Origin of the sequence: Paenibacillus abyssi (genome assembly GCF_014640295.1) — a bacterium.
GTDB lineage: Bacteria > Bacillota > Bacilli > Paenibacillales > Paenibacillaceae > Paenibacillus_D > Paenibacillus_D abyssi.
On record NZ_BMGR01000005.1, the window covers coordinates 279,318 to 295,443 of the forward strand.

Sequence of the window (16,126 nt, forward strand, 5' to 3'; positions counted from 1 at the left end):
CTCGATTAGTCTATAGAATTTCACTTTTTGTTAGCTCTAATAACTAACAGAGCTTCCCTCAAATAATCTGCAACATCTCTTCTATTAAGCAATTCATAACTATCTCTATCTAAAAGCAACTCATAATCTAATGCGCCACAAAGCATGTTAATTCGCCCATAGCCAGGTGCCATTGGAATAGCATTACTCTTGCCCGGTGCCGCGTGTTTAGCCATATTCATTCTAAATAATTCAACCAACCGGTAAACAGGTTCTAATTGACTCCAACAATATTCAACTTCATCCCTAAAAGACTGGTCATCTCGATATTTCTCCAACTGTTTCCTTCGAGCATCTAAAGTTATATTCATATCATCTTCATTATCAGCAAGTGATTTTAGTTTTAAATCAATTCCACCATTTTTAAAAAGTTTAGAAAAATCAAACTTTCTGTCTCGCCATAAACGTAGAACTTCATATAATGCGAAAATCCACATTTGAGAGAATGCTCCTACAGTCATTGCTTCAAAAGATGGAGTTCTCTCCTTCTCAATATACGTTTCTAATAATTCATACTCGAATTGAGTCATGTTGGGGTCAATAATACCTATATTCATTGCCTGCATTCCAAGAAATAAATCATCTCTATAAAATGGGAGAGATCTTAGATCATTGGCTATTATTGAAAAATCAATATCTTTAATTGGAAAATAATCTCCACCATGCCTTATAATCACTTCTTTCATTAATTAACCTCCTATTAAATTTATGCTTTAGCTTGTCAATTGTAGATTTCTCGAGTATTTCGAATAACGTCTTTGTATTCACGAACCCTCACTGGCTTAAGACGCGCCAGCGGCGGGTCGTCAGACTTAGCCAGTGCAGGGTTGTCCGGCTGCAAAAAAAAGCCGCCAGTGAATGGCGTGCTTCATATTTGTTGTTTGGCGGGGCCTTGGAGGATTGCACACGATGTAATTATAAAAATGGTAGAGAACTCAAAATAAAGTTCGATAAAACCCTGCTTAATCAAATTAACATTTGGAAATTTCATAAGTAGTTAACCTTTTTTATATAAGCAATGATTTTATCTAAACCTTTGGTAAGATCATCTATCATTGTAGAATTGGGCTGCGGGATAATACTTTGCTTTAATAAATGTTTAACTTCAAAGTTATTATAAATGTATCTAGCAAGTTCATCCTTGTGCTTTATAGTACCACTTTCTGCTGCTACTCCATTAAGTCCTCTATTTTCTAGTATGCGTCCAGCCCCTTCAGAATTCGAGTACACATCCCAATCTGTTACAAAAGAAGAACCTGTTATCTTAGATGCAGGATGCTTCTCTCTTTGTGAGTAAAAGTTTTTCATAAGTTCAGGATGAGTATAATTCTCCAGTTCTCTCCCTGCTAAAATCCAAATATTTGGAATTATATCAAGTTCATGTTCAATGTTCATTTCATTGTCAACAACCGAATCCTTTAGTAGGTAGTGCGTTTTATTCTGTCTATTCAACTCTTTTGCAATTCTAATAAATCGCTTGTACTTCTGAGAGCCTATATTTGTACGATCAGAATCGATCATGACAAAAGGATTCGGGTTTACTTTGAGCACTTTTAACAATGTATCTTCTTCAATATCGGTAATTGAAATTATATCTTCTTCAAATGAGTAATGAGAGATTGTACTACCGCCTGTCATTAGTAGTGAGTAATGAAGACCCTCCAGTAAATATGAGTTCAGCTTACCCTGACTAACAAGATATTCACTATAAGTTTTAATCCAAGTTCGTAGCCAAAAAACTTCAGACGGCCCCTCCACCCAAATAACACAATTACTTAACAAAACATCACCTGGAATAACTCCTAATTCATTGCAAATCTCCCGGGCAATTCTAGCCCCTGAAGGATCCGAACCTACATGTTTAAAAAAACCACTATATGAACATACTCCATCAGTTTTTTGAGCGCGATACAAATAATCTTCTTCAGTCGCTGTTTCTATCGCAATGGGTGAATGGGTGGAAATAATAAACTGAGCATTTCCTATTTGTTTTATAACCTTCATCACTTCTCTTACGAGACCAGGTTGTAGATGACTTTCAATTTCATCAATGATTATTAGTAACTTTCTGTTACGAACAAGTTCCATTAACAAGATATACAACATCGTATACCCTGTCCCGACTTCTCTAGAGGACAATTCCATATTTCCACTAAACGTGAAGATAAGTTCTTTTTGATTAACATTTGATGATACCGCAACTGGTGAATCCAGATGAAGCTGCTTTTCAATATACTGCTTAACTTTATCTTTTGCTGTTCTTTTCTCAGAAAGGTGTTCTGTCTCATTCAGCCAGTTTACAAGTTCATACCCACTAACAGTCAGACTGTCATCACCAGCTCGATCAAAAGCCCGAATAGGATCAAACACAAGTATACTTCCTTGCAATATGCTATATAAAGCATTGCATATCTTTTCAACTTCTTCATCGTTAATCCCGAAGTTGCTTAAAAATTCTGGATTGAACGTTATATCAAGAGATTGATTTGTTGTATTTGTCACTTCATGAGATCGGATTCCATCTATACCCACACAAATATTTCCTAAATACAACTTGCCGCTTTTATGAATTTGAATGATCATTTCTGTTTCTTTAAACTTTACCAATTTATTCAATTTAGGGTCTTGATACTGTGTCAGTGCTGTATTTTCAATAGTAAACCCTATAACGATAGGCTTGTTCGTATCTAAGTTATAATAATCATTATCTGTTATCTTCTCCGCAGCAAATCTCATTGTATTTTTGACCTGTCCATCCAAACCGTATTGAAAAATGCGAACAATCCTTCCCAATAGTGACTTTCCCGAATTATTAGGTCCAACAATAAAGGTTGCGTGATTTTGCTCTGCTAATAAAAGAACTTGTTTATTCTTTAATCCTCTATAATGTTCAATGGTAATTTTCTTGATAAAATACGACATTATTCAACATCCCACCAACGATGAATTGTGTCATGCACATTATATTCTTCAAGCTTTCTTTTCCATACCGAACTAAACTCAACATCACTTGAATTAGGCTCAGGATGAGGAGGAGTGATAATAACCTTCGTAGGTATAGTGACACATTCACCAGCAACCAAACACTCCCCATTCTGGAAAAATGGAATCATGCCAGACAGTGTGTTTAAATGATCAGGGAGTACTTGATTTATAAAAGATTGATCATTAGGATTAGTCACCCGTAAAACAAAAAAATTTGAACACTGGGATACAATCGTCTCACAAAGATCAGATGGTCTCTGACTAATTATAAGCTGATTTATTCCATATTTCCGTCCTTCTTTTGCAATTCTACCCAAATACTTTTTCGGGAGTCGTGTCGTAGCGTTTGATTCTTTGGGTATGTAATTATGAGCCTCTTCGAATACAAGATATAATGGTAGTCTCTTTGGGCTAGGATCCCATAACTTATACTCAAAGCATATACGAGATATGACCCCGATAATGATTGGCATAACTTCTGAAGGTAGTGTCGATAAATCAAATATAGTTAGTTGCGTTGTCTCTCCTCTAGATGGGACGGACAATAAACTCTCCATAAATGCATAGAATGCGGTAGATACGTCATAGTTCTCTGAGAACAAAAATTGATATCGTCGATCAGAATATACACTTTGTAATTTTTCAATTACTTGATCAAGTTCTCCGTAATAGTTTTTATCTTGATGAACCTTGTCGTTCTTACCGTCCCTAAGAACATTAGTATTGCCTGAACTAGGTAAAAATTCACCAGTTTCTATGTCAATAGCAGGCTCATTATCTGAACTCCAAATAGTTTTCTTATTTAACTTTAGCAAAGTGGGTAATAATTCATCTATAAAAGAGTAATATAGCGGAGCATTAATGTTAACTTTTTTAATCTCTCCAACTGTCAAATTCACCTTATTATGTTCTTGCTCTTTTAAAGATACTATGACTTCCTTTAGGATACGGATACCATTGCTATTCTTGTTTGGATCCACTTCACCTAGAAAAACAGATTGAAATTCATCGAAATTTAACAGCCAATACGGAATGTAAAGATTCTTAGACTCTATCTTATTTACTTTAAAGCCGCCAACATTATTTGGAAAAGCATTGCCGTACTCATCATGCGGGTCAAAAAACACAACATGACTATATGGATGATTTTTTAGAATATTTTGCATGATACTTGCTACAGTTGATGATTTCCCTGACCCTGTTGAGCCCAATATCACAGAATGTTTCCCTAGAAACTTATCTATATGAATAGATACTTCCTCTTCTTGTACTCCAGAAGCTTTTCCAATAGTTATTCCTGCACCTTCATCTAATGCAAAAAGCTGCATCTTCTCCTCAGGAGATAACAAATGACACTTTGCATTAAACTTTGGATAATGTCCCGCTCCACGCATAAACTTTAATTTGTTTTTTTCACTTAAAGCTTGATAACCAATTACTTTTGCAACTGCAAGAGCTTTGTTTCTTGGTTCAAAACTCATTTGGATACTATTCGGATCTTGCTCAAATGATGAAACCAACTTAATTTCTTCAAATATGCCAAAATGTATTACATTATGAGTTGACGGTCCACCAATTAGAAATATGTCTCCAACTGTTCCTACATTGAGCTTGATATTTTTTCCTGCTTCTAGAACTTTTTCTTGTTCCAAGTTATCTCTTAGCACATCTTGATATATTTCTATGGTCACACTCATTCCTGTAATAGAAACAATTTGACCAAAAGGCTTACCTTTCATTAATATATCCATATTATTCACGCTCCTCCAACATTCAAGTTAGTGCTACAAGGAATTCGATTAATAATTACTGGATCCTTATCATAGGTGGAAATCTCCATACCCCAAATGACCTGTTTATGACTATTTTAAATATCATGTGAGATTATGATTAAAGCGCAATAACACCTCTCAAACCTTGCAAAAACAGACTTGTAAAAAGGCCTTATCCATTGCTTTCCGTGGCTACTTCATCTCTTGAACTCGCAGTCATGATCGTTACGCCTTCACCAAGTGTAGATTCATTACTATTTACAACCGGTGATTCACCAAATTTGCCCGAATAACAGCAGTCCAAAATGATTATTTTATATTTACATCTTGATTTATTTGCACATCACCTCTTTCCATATAAATATATTAGTCATTCAAGATTATCTCCGATTCATCAATTATATTCGAAATAATTCGCCAAATAATTTCAATTCCCTTCCATTTCCTGAAAATTTTCTCCTCATAAAGAAGGCCCAAACGCTGACTAGCTTAGGCTCTAACACTCTTAATTTAATAGGTGAATTCAGCTCTTAACTACTACTTCCTTACTAGTAACACACAGCACTCCACATGTGCCGATGTTTTATGTAGATTTGGAATCGTGGTCTTGTAGACATGTTGTCTACAAGATTACCGTCAATAATCACCACTTTTTTGATGTCTACGATCGGTCTACTAAACTGCCTATAAAAAGGCAAAAACCCGCTCCAGGAGCGGGTTTTCAGTATGGAGGCGATGGGAGTCGAACTCCTGTCCCAATAATTGAAAACTCCTGATTCGCTAGGGATCTCCAATTAATCTATTAATTTCGTCAACAATCAGTCAACTCTATCATTTTTAATCTTCTGTTTCATATATTCATCCCATCTGTACTACTCCCCAAACCCGCTCCACCACTGCAATCTCAGCCTTCTGTACCATTCCACACCAACAGAGCCACAGATTCTACGTGAACGGTATGTGGAAACATATCCACCGGCTGAACCTCTACCGTCCGGTACCCGCCGTCCTCCAGCACCCGCAAGTCCCTTGCAAGTGTCGAGGGGTTGCATGACACATAGACCACCCGCTCCGGGCGCATCTTCAGGATCGTGTCGAGCAGCGCCTGATCGCAGCCCTTGCGCGGCGGGTCGACGACGATGACGTCGGGCACGATGCCTTCCTCGCGCCAGCGCGGGATGACGACCTCGGCCAGCCCCGCTTCGAACGAAGCATTATCGATGCCGTTCAATACGGCATTGCGCTTCGCATCTTCAATTGCCTCGGGAACGATCTCCACGCCATACACTTGTCCGGCCTGCCGCGCCAGAAACAACGAGATCGTGCCGATACCGCAATACGCGTCGATAACGGTCTCTTTACCGGTCAATCCGGCATACTCCACAGCTTTGCGGTACAATGCCACAGTCTGCGCAGGATTCACCTGATAGAACGAACGCGCAGAGATCGCGAAGCGAATGCCGTCCAGCTCATCATAGATGACTTCATTGCCCCACAGCACTTTGGTCTCATCACCGAAGATAACGTTTGTTTTCTTCATATTTATATTCTGCACGATACTCTTCACATTCGGCAGAGCGGCACGGATGCCTTCCACCCAGCGCTCAACCTGCGGGATCTTCTTGCCATTCGTGACGAGAACGACCATCGTCTCATCGCTGACGAAGCCGATCCGCACGACAACGTGGCGCAGCAGGCCGCCACCGCTCTCTTCATCGTAAGCCGTGACGCCAAGCTCGCTGCCGATCCGCTTCACGATCCGCACCGCTTCATCATTGCGTTCATGCTGGATCAGGCAGGCATCCATGTCGATGATCCGGTGCGAACCGCGCGCATAGAATCCGCCTACTAATCTGCTGCCTTCCGCCGGCGTCCCATCCACATATCCGCCATCTGCACCGCCATCCAACGCGGCCATCGCCATGCCGATCGGCACCTGCGCCTTATTGCGGTAACGCCAAGGCTCGTCCATCCCCAAGGTGTCGTGTACAATGACTCCCGGCCCGGCTTCGCTGCCACTCAAGCCATCTGCACTCCGCCCCTCAGCCAACACTTCCCCGGCTCCATCGCTCTTGCCGCCGGTCACTTTAAGCTTCCCGATCCGCTCGAGGTTATCGATGACATGCTGCCGCTTCCAGCGCAGCTGTGCGGCATAATCCATATGCTGCAGCTGGCAGCCGCCGCACTGCTTGTAGATCTCGCACGGCGCGGCTACGCGGTCCGGGCTCGTCGTGATCATCTCCAGCAGCTTGGCATAACCGTACTGCTTCTTCACCTTCAGCACCTTCGCCAACACCCGCTCGCCCGGCAGCGCGCCCTGTATAAAAAGGGTAAAGCCGTCCACACGGCCTACCCCTTCTCCGTCGTGTGTCAAACCGATGATGTCGGTTGTGACGATATCATTTTTACTCACTGGTATGCTCATATGAACGCTCCGATATCAATTTTGCACCATGCTGCAAGTTTTACTATTTCGCTTTATTTTCACTCAATCCGCTTACTCGTACTCTATTTCCTGTTATCTTACCTGACCGCTTGCGCGCAGTCCGCTCTTTCCTTCTTTGTCTATCACGAAAGCTCCACTTCCATATCCCCGAAAACTCCGTCCCTCTGCCTCATTAATGATAAGAAGAAGCCCCCGACTCATCCACGAAGATCGGCAGATGTGACGGCAGCACCTTGAACGCGCACGGCAGCGTGCCGCCGTATTCGCCGTCCAGATTCAATTGCACATAACCCGGTGTCGTGATCTTCAGCTCGTTCGTCTGAAAATGCAGGATATGCGGGTCGTTCAGATGCTCGCCGCGCAGCGCCATCGAGGCGATCCGGATAAACTCCGGAAGATTGCATTTCTTCAACACAACGACATCGAACAATCCGTCCTGCAGGCTCGCTTCCGGTGCCAGCTTCTCGAAGCCGCCTACGGAGTTGCTGTTGCAGATGAGGAACAGCATGACCTCTTCGTGGATCTCCTCGATTCCGTTAGCCTGAATGCGCAGCTCGGTAGGCCGCAGCCGCGTCATTTTCTCCAGGCCCTTCATATAGTAGGCCAGTTGGCCGATCATCGTCTTCAGTTTGCTAGGCACCTCATACGTCAATTCGGTCAAGGAACCGCCGCCGGCAATATTCACAAAATACCGGTTGTTCGCCTTGCCTATATCAATCGTGCGCGTATACTGCTGGATGATCAGATCGCACGCATATTCCCAATGCTTCGGGATGCCCAGCGCCCGGGCAAAATCATTGGTCGTTCCCAGCGGCAGGATGCCCAGCGGCGGCCGATGTTCGCGCTCCGCCATTCCGTTGATAACCTCATACAACGTGCCGTCTCCTCCCGCAGCGATGATCATGTCGAAGCTCCGCTCAACCGCGTCGGCAGCAGCCAATGTCGCATCGCCTTCTCCGGATGTCGCATGACAGCTTGTTTCGATGCCGCCCAGCTCTAGCCGCTGCAGAATATCCGGCAGTCGCCGTTTCATCTCTTCTCTTCCCGAAGTCGGGTTATAAATCAATCTTGCCCGTTTAATGGCCATTTCATCGCTACCCCCCACACATATGAGCTCTTTATTCCACCATTAACCCTTCCAGCCACTCCGCAATCTGCCGCTCCATCCATCGCGAAGCGAATGCATTCGGCAGAATGGCCCTGCCGTTATATCGATAATCCTGACCGACCAGCCGCTCTGGAATGACTGTCCCTGTAAAATATCCCACGCTCAAGAACAGCGGCACCACAATCACCGCCTGCTCCGGATGCTTACGCTGCATCGCGCGCATGACGCAGGCCGCTTGATTCGGCAGCAGCATCGCCGACTCCGCCCGCGCGAATCCGCCCAAGCTGCGCACGCGTTCAGCGAGCAGCCGCATGCCGCTGCGCCAGCGCCCGTAGAATACCGCTTCCTTGCTGCCGTGCGCCACGAGCAGGATCGACTCCCTCTCCGGCGCAGCAGACAAATCCTTAATATTGTGCAGCAGCAGCTGCGCAATCTCCGGATCATCATCGATCGGCTGACCCATATGAATACTGGCTTGCCGAATCGTGAACCGCTCGAGGTCGCCCTCCCGCTGCTCTGACACCGGCGCAAGCCCGAATGCCTGACCGATATCGTCAATATGCGTACTGCCGGAAGACACAAACAGCGGAAGCACGTAGATGTCCGTTACGCCTTCCGCCTCTAATTGGTCAATACCATCTTGAATAAGCCGCCCCTCGACAATCTCGAGAAACGAGGATACGATCGGTACTCCCGCCGGGCAGCGCACTTCCTGCACTGCGGCGTCAACCAGGTCCACCCACTGCGCCTCACGCGAACCGTGACTGATAACAAGCACGCCGGGTTTCATCGGATTAGCGCCCCAACCGCTCTAACGCTAATTTGTAACCGTCGTTGCCGTAGTTCAGGCAGCGCTTCACGCGGGAGATCGTCGCGGTGCTCGCGCCGGTCTCCGCCTCTATCTGATTATATGTACACCCTTTTCCGAGCATACGTGCTACTTCCAACCGCTGTGACAGCGATTGAATCTCATTGACCGTGCACAGATCGTCAAAAAATATATAACATTCCTCCACTGTCTTAAGCGTCAGTACCGCCTCGAACAGTTGATCGATTGCTTTATCATCAAGCTTTTTAAGCTGCATTGCAAGTCACCCCTATGAGAACTGATATTCCTTTATTGTATCGATTTTATGCCTATTATTCAAGCATTACCGTATTCACGCTTTACAGGATAAAAGGAAATATTCATTTCCTGCCGAATCGGGACATTCGTCCAATCCTTATGTTTGCCCACCACATACAGTATATAAAAAAAAGGGTTGTGATCCGTTTGAATTATCGCTCGAACCCGTCCGTGAGAAGCTTCTCCCAGCCATTCACCGGACAGCAGACATACCCTGGCGCTGCCGATTCCTTCTTCGGCGGAGGCGGCGGTTCATCGCTGACGCCCACACAGGCGATGCCCACTCAGCTCTCGCCGGTCGGCATGCCTGAAGTGATCCCGGCTGCGACAGGCACCGGCGCGGCCGCCGGCAGCGGTTTTTCATTAAAGAACCTCAACGATCTCAAAGGCATCATCGATCGTATGGGCGGCATAGACGGCATTATCAACACCATGGGCAAGGTACAAAAAGTGGTAGCCGGCGTACAGCAGATCGCGCCAATGGTCAAATTGATTATGGGCTCCTTTGGCAAGAAGGGCGCTGCGGCCAAATCCGGTGGCGATGATTGGAGCCCGCCAAGGCGCAGAAGGCGCCGCCGCAGACGCGGTTCCGGCTCGACCAGACGCAGAAAGGGCCCAGACAGAAGGCGCAGAAGAGGCCGCCGATAGTCAATTCACTTATCTTAACGACAAAAACCCGCATCCGTCGGGTTTTTCGTCATTCCTCCACATATCCATTCACAAGTTGGACAAGTTATGCTCATATGATCATAAACTTCCACCAGAAAGCGCTTTACAACATAAAAATGATCATATATAATCATATTCAAGAACAAACAGTCACATTCATTCCCGAAAATCACGAAAATGATCATACATGAGCATTTCCGAGCAAAGGAGAAGTTCCCCTATGTTATATGAAGAAGAACGCAAACAGAAAATCGCGGACTACGTACAGATGAACGGCCGCGCATCAGTTCAACAATTAGCCCAACACTTTCAAGTATCCGAATCGACCGTACGCAGAGACTTGAGGGATTTGGAAGAGGAACAGTTTCTCCGCAGAACGCACGGCGGTGCAGTCGCACTACAAAATGACAACATCGAACCTCCATTCGTGGAAAAGGAAGACCGCTTTCAGCAGCAGAAGCTGGCGATTGCAAGAGCCGCGGCGAAGCTGATCCAGGAAGGAGATACGATTCTTCTCGACTCCGGCACAACGACGTATCATCTAGCCAAGCTGCTCAAGGGCTTCCAGCAGTTGACCGTTGTGACCAATTCGGTCATGGTCGCGCAGGAGCTGGCCAGCCAGAAAAACATCGAGCTGATGCTCACCGGCGGAACGCTCCGCCCCGAGACGCTTGCCATGGTCGGGCCTTTGGCAGAGAGGGCTATCGAATCGCTTCATGTGGACAAAGCGTTCATCGCAACCAACGGCATCGATCCGGGCATTGGCCTCAGCACACCGAATATGATCGAAGCCGCAGTGAAGAACCGGATGGTTCATTCCGCGAAGCAAGTCATTTTACTGGCGGACCACAGCAAGTACGGCAGAGTATCCTTTGCCCGTGTGGCCCCATTATCCGATATTGATCACTGCATTATAGACGACGGGATCTCGGTGGAAGCCGTCAACACCATTGAAGCGACGGGTGTCAACGTCATCTTGGCTCCGAATGGAGGTGACTCGCTATGAAGCAGCACTCACCTGTCATTACCGTCACGCTCAACCCCGCCTTGGATAAGACCGTTACGATCGAGCGTTTTGAATACGGCGGATTGAACCGGATTAAAGACATGCGCACCGATGCAGGCGGCAAAGGCATCAACGTCGCCAAAGTATTGAAGCAATTCTCGCTTGATGTTACCGCAATGGGATTGATCGCCGGCTTTCAAGGCCAAGTGATTCAGGAAAAACTGAAAAAGCTTGGCATCCGCTCTGTCTTTCTCGACACGGAAGGCGAGACCCGGACCAACCTCAAGGTTGTCGACGAGCAAACCAAGCAGACAACAGAATTAAATGAACCCGGCATTACCGCGCAAAGCAGCAAGCTGCAGGACTTTATCGCCCGCTTCGAAGCGGAGCTGAGCAGCGCTTCCCTCGCCGTTCTGGGGGGAAGCCTCCCGCCCGGCACGCCGGCGGATTATTACGGCACACTGATCGAGAGTGCGAAGAACAAGCAGGTACGCACCATTCTTGATGCCGACGGCGAGGCGCTGAAGCAAGGCATTGAAGCGATCCCATTTGCGATCAAGCCGAATATTCACGAATTAGAAATGCTCACCGGCAGGACGTTTACGACCGACGAGCAGATCATCTCAGCCGCCGGAGCGCTGATCGAGCGTGGCATCGAATATGTCGCCGTATCGATGGGCGGCGAAGGCTCCTTACTGGTCAGCCGTACAGAGGCAGTTAGGGCAAGGCCCTTCCCGATCACGCCGATGAGCACGGTTGGCGCGGGAGATTCCATGGTTGCGACACTTGTCTACTGCTTCCTGCAGGAGCTCTCGCTGGAGCAAACGGCCAGATGGACGTCTGCGGCCGGCACGATTACCGCTTCCAAGCCGGGAACGCAGGTATGCTCGCTGCCAGAGGTCCAGGCTCGAATTGATGATGTCATCATTAAACGTTATCCATAAAGAAACGCCTAATAAGAGGAGGATCAAGTCATGAAAAAAATACTTGCCGTCACCGCCTGTCCGACAGGTGTCGCCCATACTTACATGGCTGCGGAGTCGCTGATTAAAGCGGCAAAGGCGAATGACATTTCATTGAAAGTAGAAACTCGCGGTGCAGTCGGCGTAGAAAACGAGTTCACTGATCAGGAGATCGCTGAAGCGCATGCGATCATTGTCGCCGCAGATACGGATGTGCTGGAAAGCCGCTTCGAAGGCAAGCCTGTTGTGAAGGTCCCGGTCGCCCAAGCGATCAAGAACCCGGCCGGCCTGCTGGAGGAAGCACTGAACAAGGAAGCCGCCGCCCCTGCCGACTTAGGCAAGCAAGTTGAAGAGGCGAAGGCGAAGCGCAGCGCTTCCCGCACAGGCGCATACAAACATCTGATGACGGGTGTATCCGCGATGCTGCCGCTCGTTGTTGCCGGCGGACTGTTAATCGCCTTCTCCTTCTTCTTCGGTATAGATGCCGGTGCGGAAGAAGGAACAATAGGAGCCGCATTAAGCACAATTGGCGGCGCCGCATTCACCTTAATGATTCCCATTCTTGCCGGATTTATCGCCTTCTCGATCGCAGAGAAGCCGGGTATGGCGCCAGGCCTGATCGGCGGCGCACTCGCAGCTTCCACCGGGGCAGGTTTCCTCGGCGGGATCGCGGCCGGATTCATCGCCGGTTACACAGCGAAGTATCTGAAGCAGTTCATCAAGCTGCCCCGCAACCTGGAAGGCCTGAAACCGATCATGCTGATCCCGCTTCTCGCCTCGGCCATTACCGGCTTACTGATGGTCTATGTCGTTGGCAAACCGGTTGGCGCAGCAATGACCGGATTGACGAACTGGTTGACATCGCTTGGCTCTACAAATGCAATTCTGCTCGGTTTGCTGCTGGGCGCCATGATGGCGTTTGATATGGGCGGCCCGCTGAACAAAGCGGCTTACACCTTTGCAGTCGGCCTGCTCGCAAGTGATATCTATGGTCCGATGGCTGCCGTAATGGCTGCCGGTATGACACCGCCGCTTGGCCTGTGGCTGGCTACGCTGATCGCGAAGAACAAGTTTACAAAAGAAGAAGTCGATGCCGGTAAAGCGGCGTCCGTACTCGGGATTTCCTTTATCACAGAAGGCGCAATTCCGTTCGCTGCAGGCGACCCCCTCCGGGTTATTCCATCGATCATGGTCGGCTCAGCAGTTACAGGTGCATTATCGATGTTCTTTGGCGCTACACTGCGCGCGCCGCACGGCGGGATCTTCGTGCTTCCGATTCCGAATGCGGTCGGTCAATTGGGCATGTACTTCCTGGCGATCGTGATCGGAACCGTAGTCACCGCCCTGATGCTGGCCCTGCTCAAAAAACCGTTAGTGAAAAACTGATTCCACGCTATAATTACAGGTAATTATATGATAGGGGAGCGTAATCTCCCCTCCCTAACCAAAAGGAGGAAATAAACCATGAATATCCAAGGACTTTTACACGAGCAATCGATTTTTATCCCTCTTCAAGCGAACGAAAAAAATGCGGTCATCGAAGCGATGATCGACGGATTGCAAGCCGCAGGCTGCCTCTCGGACAAACAAGCTTATCTTGACGCTGTACTGACACGCGAGCAAACCGGCTCCACAGGCATCGGCTTTGGCGTTGCCATCCCGCACGGCAAATCAAGCGGCGTATCGCAAGCCGGGCTTGCTTTTGCCAAATTGTCCGAACCAACCGACTGGCAGTCGCTTGACGGCGAACCGGTTAAAGCCGTATTCATGATCGCTGTTCCTGAGGAAGCGGCAGGCAACGACCATCTGAAAATATTAATCGCACTCTCCCGTAAGCTGATCGATTCCGAATTCCGTGAGCAGCTGATGGCTGTGCAGAACGCGTCGCAATTAACCGCCTTGCTCGAAACCATCTAAATAAGGTCAATAAAGGAGCGATCGATATGTATTCAAAAGAAGTTACCATTGCCAACGATTCCGGATTCCACATCCGTCCGGCACAGTTATTTTCTGAGAAAGCAGCAACCTTTAAAGCCACGATCCTAGTCAAACCAAACGGAACAACGGTTGAGGCAGACGCGAAAAGCATCCTGGGCTTAATGACCCTTGGCCTGGAAAAAGGCGCCGTCATCACCATCCAGGCGGAAGGCTCCGATGAAGAACAAGCCGTCACTGAGCTGGCTGAGCTGGTCGCAAGCGGATTTGGCGAGGCTTAATCGGATCGTAATTCAAGCAGTTTGGAGGATATCGACATGACACAAACAGCAGAGAAGCATATCCAGGGGCTCGGCGTATCCGAGGGCGTACGAATCGGCAAAGCATTTGTGTACAGCCCCTTTCGGTTAAGCAGTGAGACGGATATGGAGAAAAAGACCGATCATCCCGAGCAAGAGCTGGAACGGCTGCAAACGGCTAAAGAGCGCTGTATCGCTGAGCTGGATGCGCTCATTATTCGTGCTCAGGAGACGCTAGGCGAAGAAAAAGCGGCAATTCTCAAAGGACAGGTCAGCTTCCTGAATGACCCTTCCTTCTACCCGCCGATGCAAAAGCTCATTCAAAATGACAGCTGGAGCGCTGAAACGGCGATTCACCGCACTGTAAATCAAGTGGCCGGTTTATTCGAAAGCATGGCCAACGAATACATGCGTGAACGCGCAGCCGATGTGCGCGACGTGGGCAGCCGTTTGATGGCACAGCTTGTGTCGCACCAAGGCAACCGGCTGAGCGATATCAACGAGCAGGTCATCATCGTAGCTGACGACCTGAGCCCATCCGACACCGTGCAGCTGGATAAGCAGCTGGTCCTTGGCTTTGTCACTCGGATCGGAGGCAAAACCTCGCACACGGCAATTCTTGCCAACTCGCTCGGCATTGCCGCGGTTCTTGGAATCGGCGATGCCCTGGATCAGATCGCACATGGCAATGAGTTAGTGCTGGACGGCAGTACGGGCGAAGTGATCATGAATCCGGATCAGGCTACCATCGATGTTTATCTTGAGAAGCTGCAGGCGGAAGAAGCGGAGCGTGAGCGGCTGCTGGTCTATGCGGATCGTGCGGCGGTCACAACCGACGGCTTTACCGTGGAGATTGCAGCGAACATCGGAACGCCTGAGGAAGCGGAAGGACTGCCGGGCAAAGGCGCGGAAGCAGTCGGCTTGTACCGTACGGAATTCCTGTTCATGAGCCAATTGGAAATGCCGAGTGAACAAACACAGTATGAGGCGTACCGCAAAACAGCGGAAGCGATGTCAGGACGCCCCGTCATTATCCGCACATTGGATATTGGCGGCGATAAGGAGCTTCCTTATCTCGATCTGCCTGAGGAGATGAACCCTTTCCTCGGCTATCGCGCGATTCGCCTCTGCTTGGACCGTAGAGAACTGCTGCTGACTCAGCTGCGGGCGATCCTGCGGGCAAGCGCGCACGGACCGCTGAAGATCATGTTCCCGATGATCTCCGGCCTGGAAGAGTGGAGACAAGCCAAGGGCATGTATGAGGAAGCAAGAAAGCAGCTCACCGATGAAGGCGTGTCCATGGCCGATAAAATTGAGCTGGGTATCATGATCGAGATTCCTTCGGCTGCATTGATGGCGGATCGCTTTGCCAAGGAAGTGGATTTCTTCAGCATTGGCACGAATGACCTGGTACAGTACACTGTAGCGGTTGACCGGATGAACGAGAAAGTGTCTTATCTATACGATTATTTCCATCCTGCTGTCATCCAATTGATCAAACAGGTCATTGACGCTTCGAACCGCCATGGCAAATGGACCGGCATGTGCGGCAGCATGGCAGGCGATCCGCTCGCAGCACCTCTGCTGCTCGGTCTGGGCCTGCACGAATGGAGCATGTCGCCTACTGCGATTCAAAAGGTCAAACAAACGATCACCACGCTCGATCGCAGCGCCTGCATTGCTCTAACCGGGCAAATCCTCGAGCTGGACACCCCTGCCGAGATCAGACAAGCTCTTGCGGATTTCTTGAACGAATAAGCTTCATTAATCGCCCATAAT

At 48.0% G+C, this 16,126-nt stretch carries 14 protein-coding genes; 7 read left to right on the forward strand and 7 right to left on the reverse strand.

The genetic code is table 11. The features are described from left to right. Positions 1 to 20 precede the first annotated feature (20 nt). From IEW11_RS09785 to IEW11_RS09815, 7 genes are all read right to left on the reverse strand, one after another. The gene (locus IEW11_RS09785; protein WP_188530869.1) at positions 21 to 725 is read right to left on the reverse strand and encodes a hypothetical protein; all 705 of its coding nucleotides are present in this window, start codon (positions 723 to 725) and stop codon (positions 21 to 23) included. Between the two features lie 301 nt (positions 726 to 1,026). Next, positions 1,027 to 2,961 carry an ATP-dependent nuclease gene (locus IEW11_RS09790; RefSeq protein WP_188530870.1) on the reverse strand — a complete coding sequence of 645 codons (1,935 nt, stop codon included), beginning with the start codon at positions 2,959 to 2,961 and terminating at the stop codon, positions 1,027 to 1,029. Then, positions 2,961 to 4,775 (reverse strand): ATP-binding protein, encoded by a 1,815-nt coding sequence (locus tag IEW11_RS09795; protein ID WP_188530871.1) that lies wholly within the window; start codon positions 4,773 to 4,775, stop codon positions 2,961 to 2,963. The genes IEW11_RS09790 and IEW11_RS09795 overlap by 1 nt, the downstream gene beginning before the upstream one ends. A 925-nt stretch (positions 4,776 to 5,700) precedes the next feature. Continuing rightward, on the reverse strand, positions 5,701 to 7,221 hold the full coding sequence (rlmD, locus tag IEW11_RS09800) for a 23S rRNA (uracil(1939)-C(5))-methyltransferase RlmD (RefSeq protein WP_188530872.1): 1,521 nt from the start codon (positions 7,219 to 7,221) through the stop codon (positions 5,701 to 5,703). Positions 7,222 to 7,414: 193 nt separating this feature from the next. Then, positions 7,415 to 8,329 (reverse strand): diacylglycerol kinase, encoded by a 915-nt coding sequence (locus IEW11_RS09805; RefSeq protein ID WP_188530873.1) that lies wholly within the window; start codon positions 8,327 to 8,329, stop codon positions 7,415 to 7,417. Positions 8,330 to 8,360: 31 nt separating this feature from the next. Beyond that, a complete protein-coding gene (locus tag IEW11_RS09810; RefSeq protein WP_188530874.1) occupies positions 8,361 to 9,140 on the reverse strand; it encodes a sirohydrochlorin chelatase in 780 nt (259 codons plus the stop codon). A gap of 4 nt (positions 9,141 to 9,144) precedes the next feature. After that, positions 9,145 to 9,435, reverse strand: coding sequence for a YerC/YecD family TrpR-related protein (locus IEW11_RS09815; RefSeq protein ID WP_188530875.1), 291 nt, complete (start codon positions 9,433 to 9,435; stop codon positions 9,145 to 9,147). 188 nt (positions 9,436 to 9,623) lie between these two features. Between IEW11_RS09815 and IEW11_RS09820 the strand changes: the two genes are divergently transcribed. The 7 genes from IEW11_RS09820 (at position 9,624) to ptsP (ending at position 16,105) form a co-directional block, all read left to right on the forward strand. After that, the gene (locus tag IEW11_RS09820; RefSeq protein ID WP_373289318.1) at positions 9,624 to 10,124 is read left to right on the forward strand and encodes a tyrosine protein kinase; all 501 of its coding nucleotides are present in this window, start codon (positions 9,624 to 9,626) and stop codon (positions 10,122 to 10,124) included. 241 nt (positions 10,125 to 10,365) lie between these two features. After that, entirely contained in the window at positions 10,366 to 11,151 is a 786-nt protein-coding gene (locus tag IEW11_RS09825; RefSeq protein WP_188530876.1) for a DeoR/GlpR family DNA-binding transcription regulator, read from the forward strand. After that, entirely contained in the window at positions 11,148 to 12,095 is a 948-nt protein-coding gene (gene pfkB, locus IEW11_RS09830; protein ID WP_188530877.1) for a 1-phosphofructokinase, read from the forward strand. Before IEW11_RS09825 ends, pfkB begins: the two co-directional genes overlap by 4 nt. Before the next feature lie 30 nt (positions 12,096 to 12,125). Further along, positions 12,126 to 13,499, forward strand: coding sequence for a PTS fructose transporter subunit IIC (locus tag IEW11_RS09835; RefSeq protein WP_188530878.1), 1,374 nt, complete (start codon positions 12,126 to 12,128; stop codon positions 13,497 to 13,499). 78 nt (positions 13,500 to 13,577) lie between these two features. Continuing rightward, positions 13,578 to 14,030 (forward strand): PTS sugar transporter subunit IIA, encoded by a 453-nt coding sequence (locus tag IEW11_RS09840; RefSeq protein WP_188530879.1) that lies wholly within the window; start codon positions 13,578 to 13,580, stop codon positions 14,028 to 14,030. 26 nt (positions 14,031 to 14,056) lie between these two features. Continuing rightward, the gene (locus IEW11_RS09845; protein ID WP_188530880.1) at positions 14,057 to 14,329 is read left to right on the forward strand and encodes an HPr family phosphocarrier protein; all 273 of its coding nucleotides are present in this window, start codon (positions 14,057 to 14,059) and stop codon (positions 14,327 to 14,329) included. Between the two features lie 36 nt (positions 14,330 to 14,365). Then, the gene (gene ptsP, locus IEW11_RS09850; protein ID WP_188530881.1) at positions 14,366 to 16,105 is read left to right on the forward strand and encodes a phosphoenolpyruvate--protein phosphotransferase; all 1,740 of its coding nucleotides are present in this window, start codon (positions 14,366 to 14,368) and stop codon (positions 16,103 to 16,105) included. Positions 16,106 to 16,126: the final 21 nt, after the last annotated feature.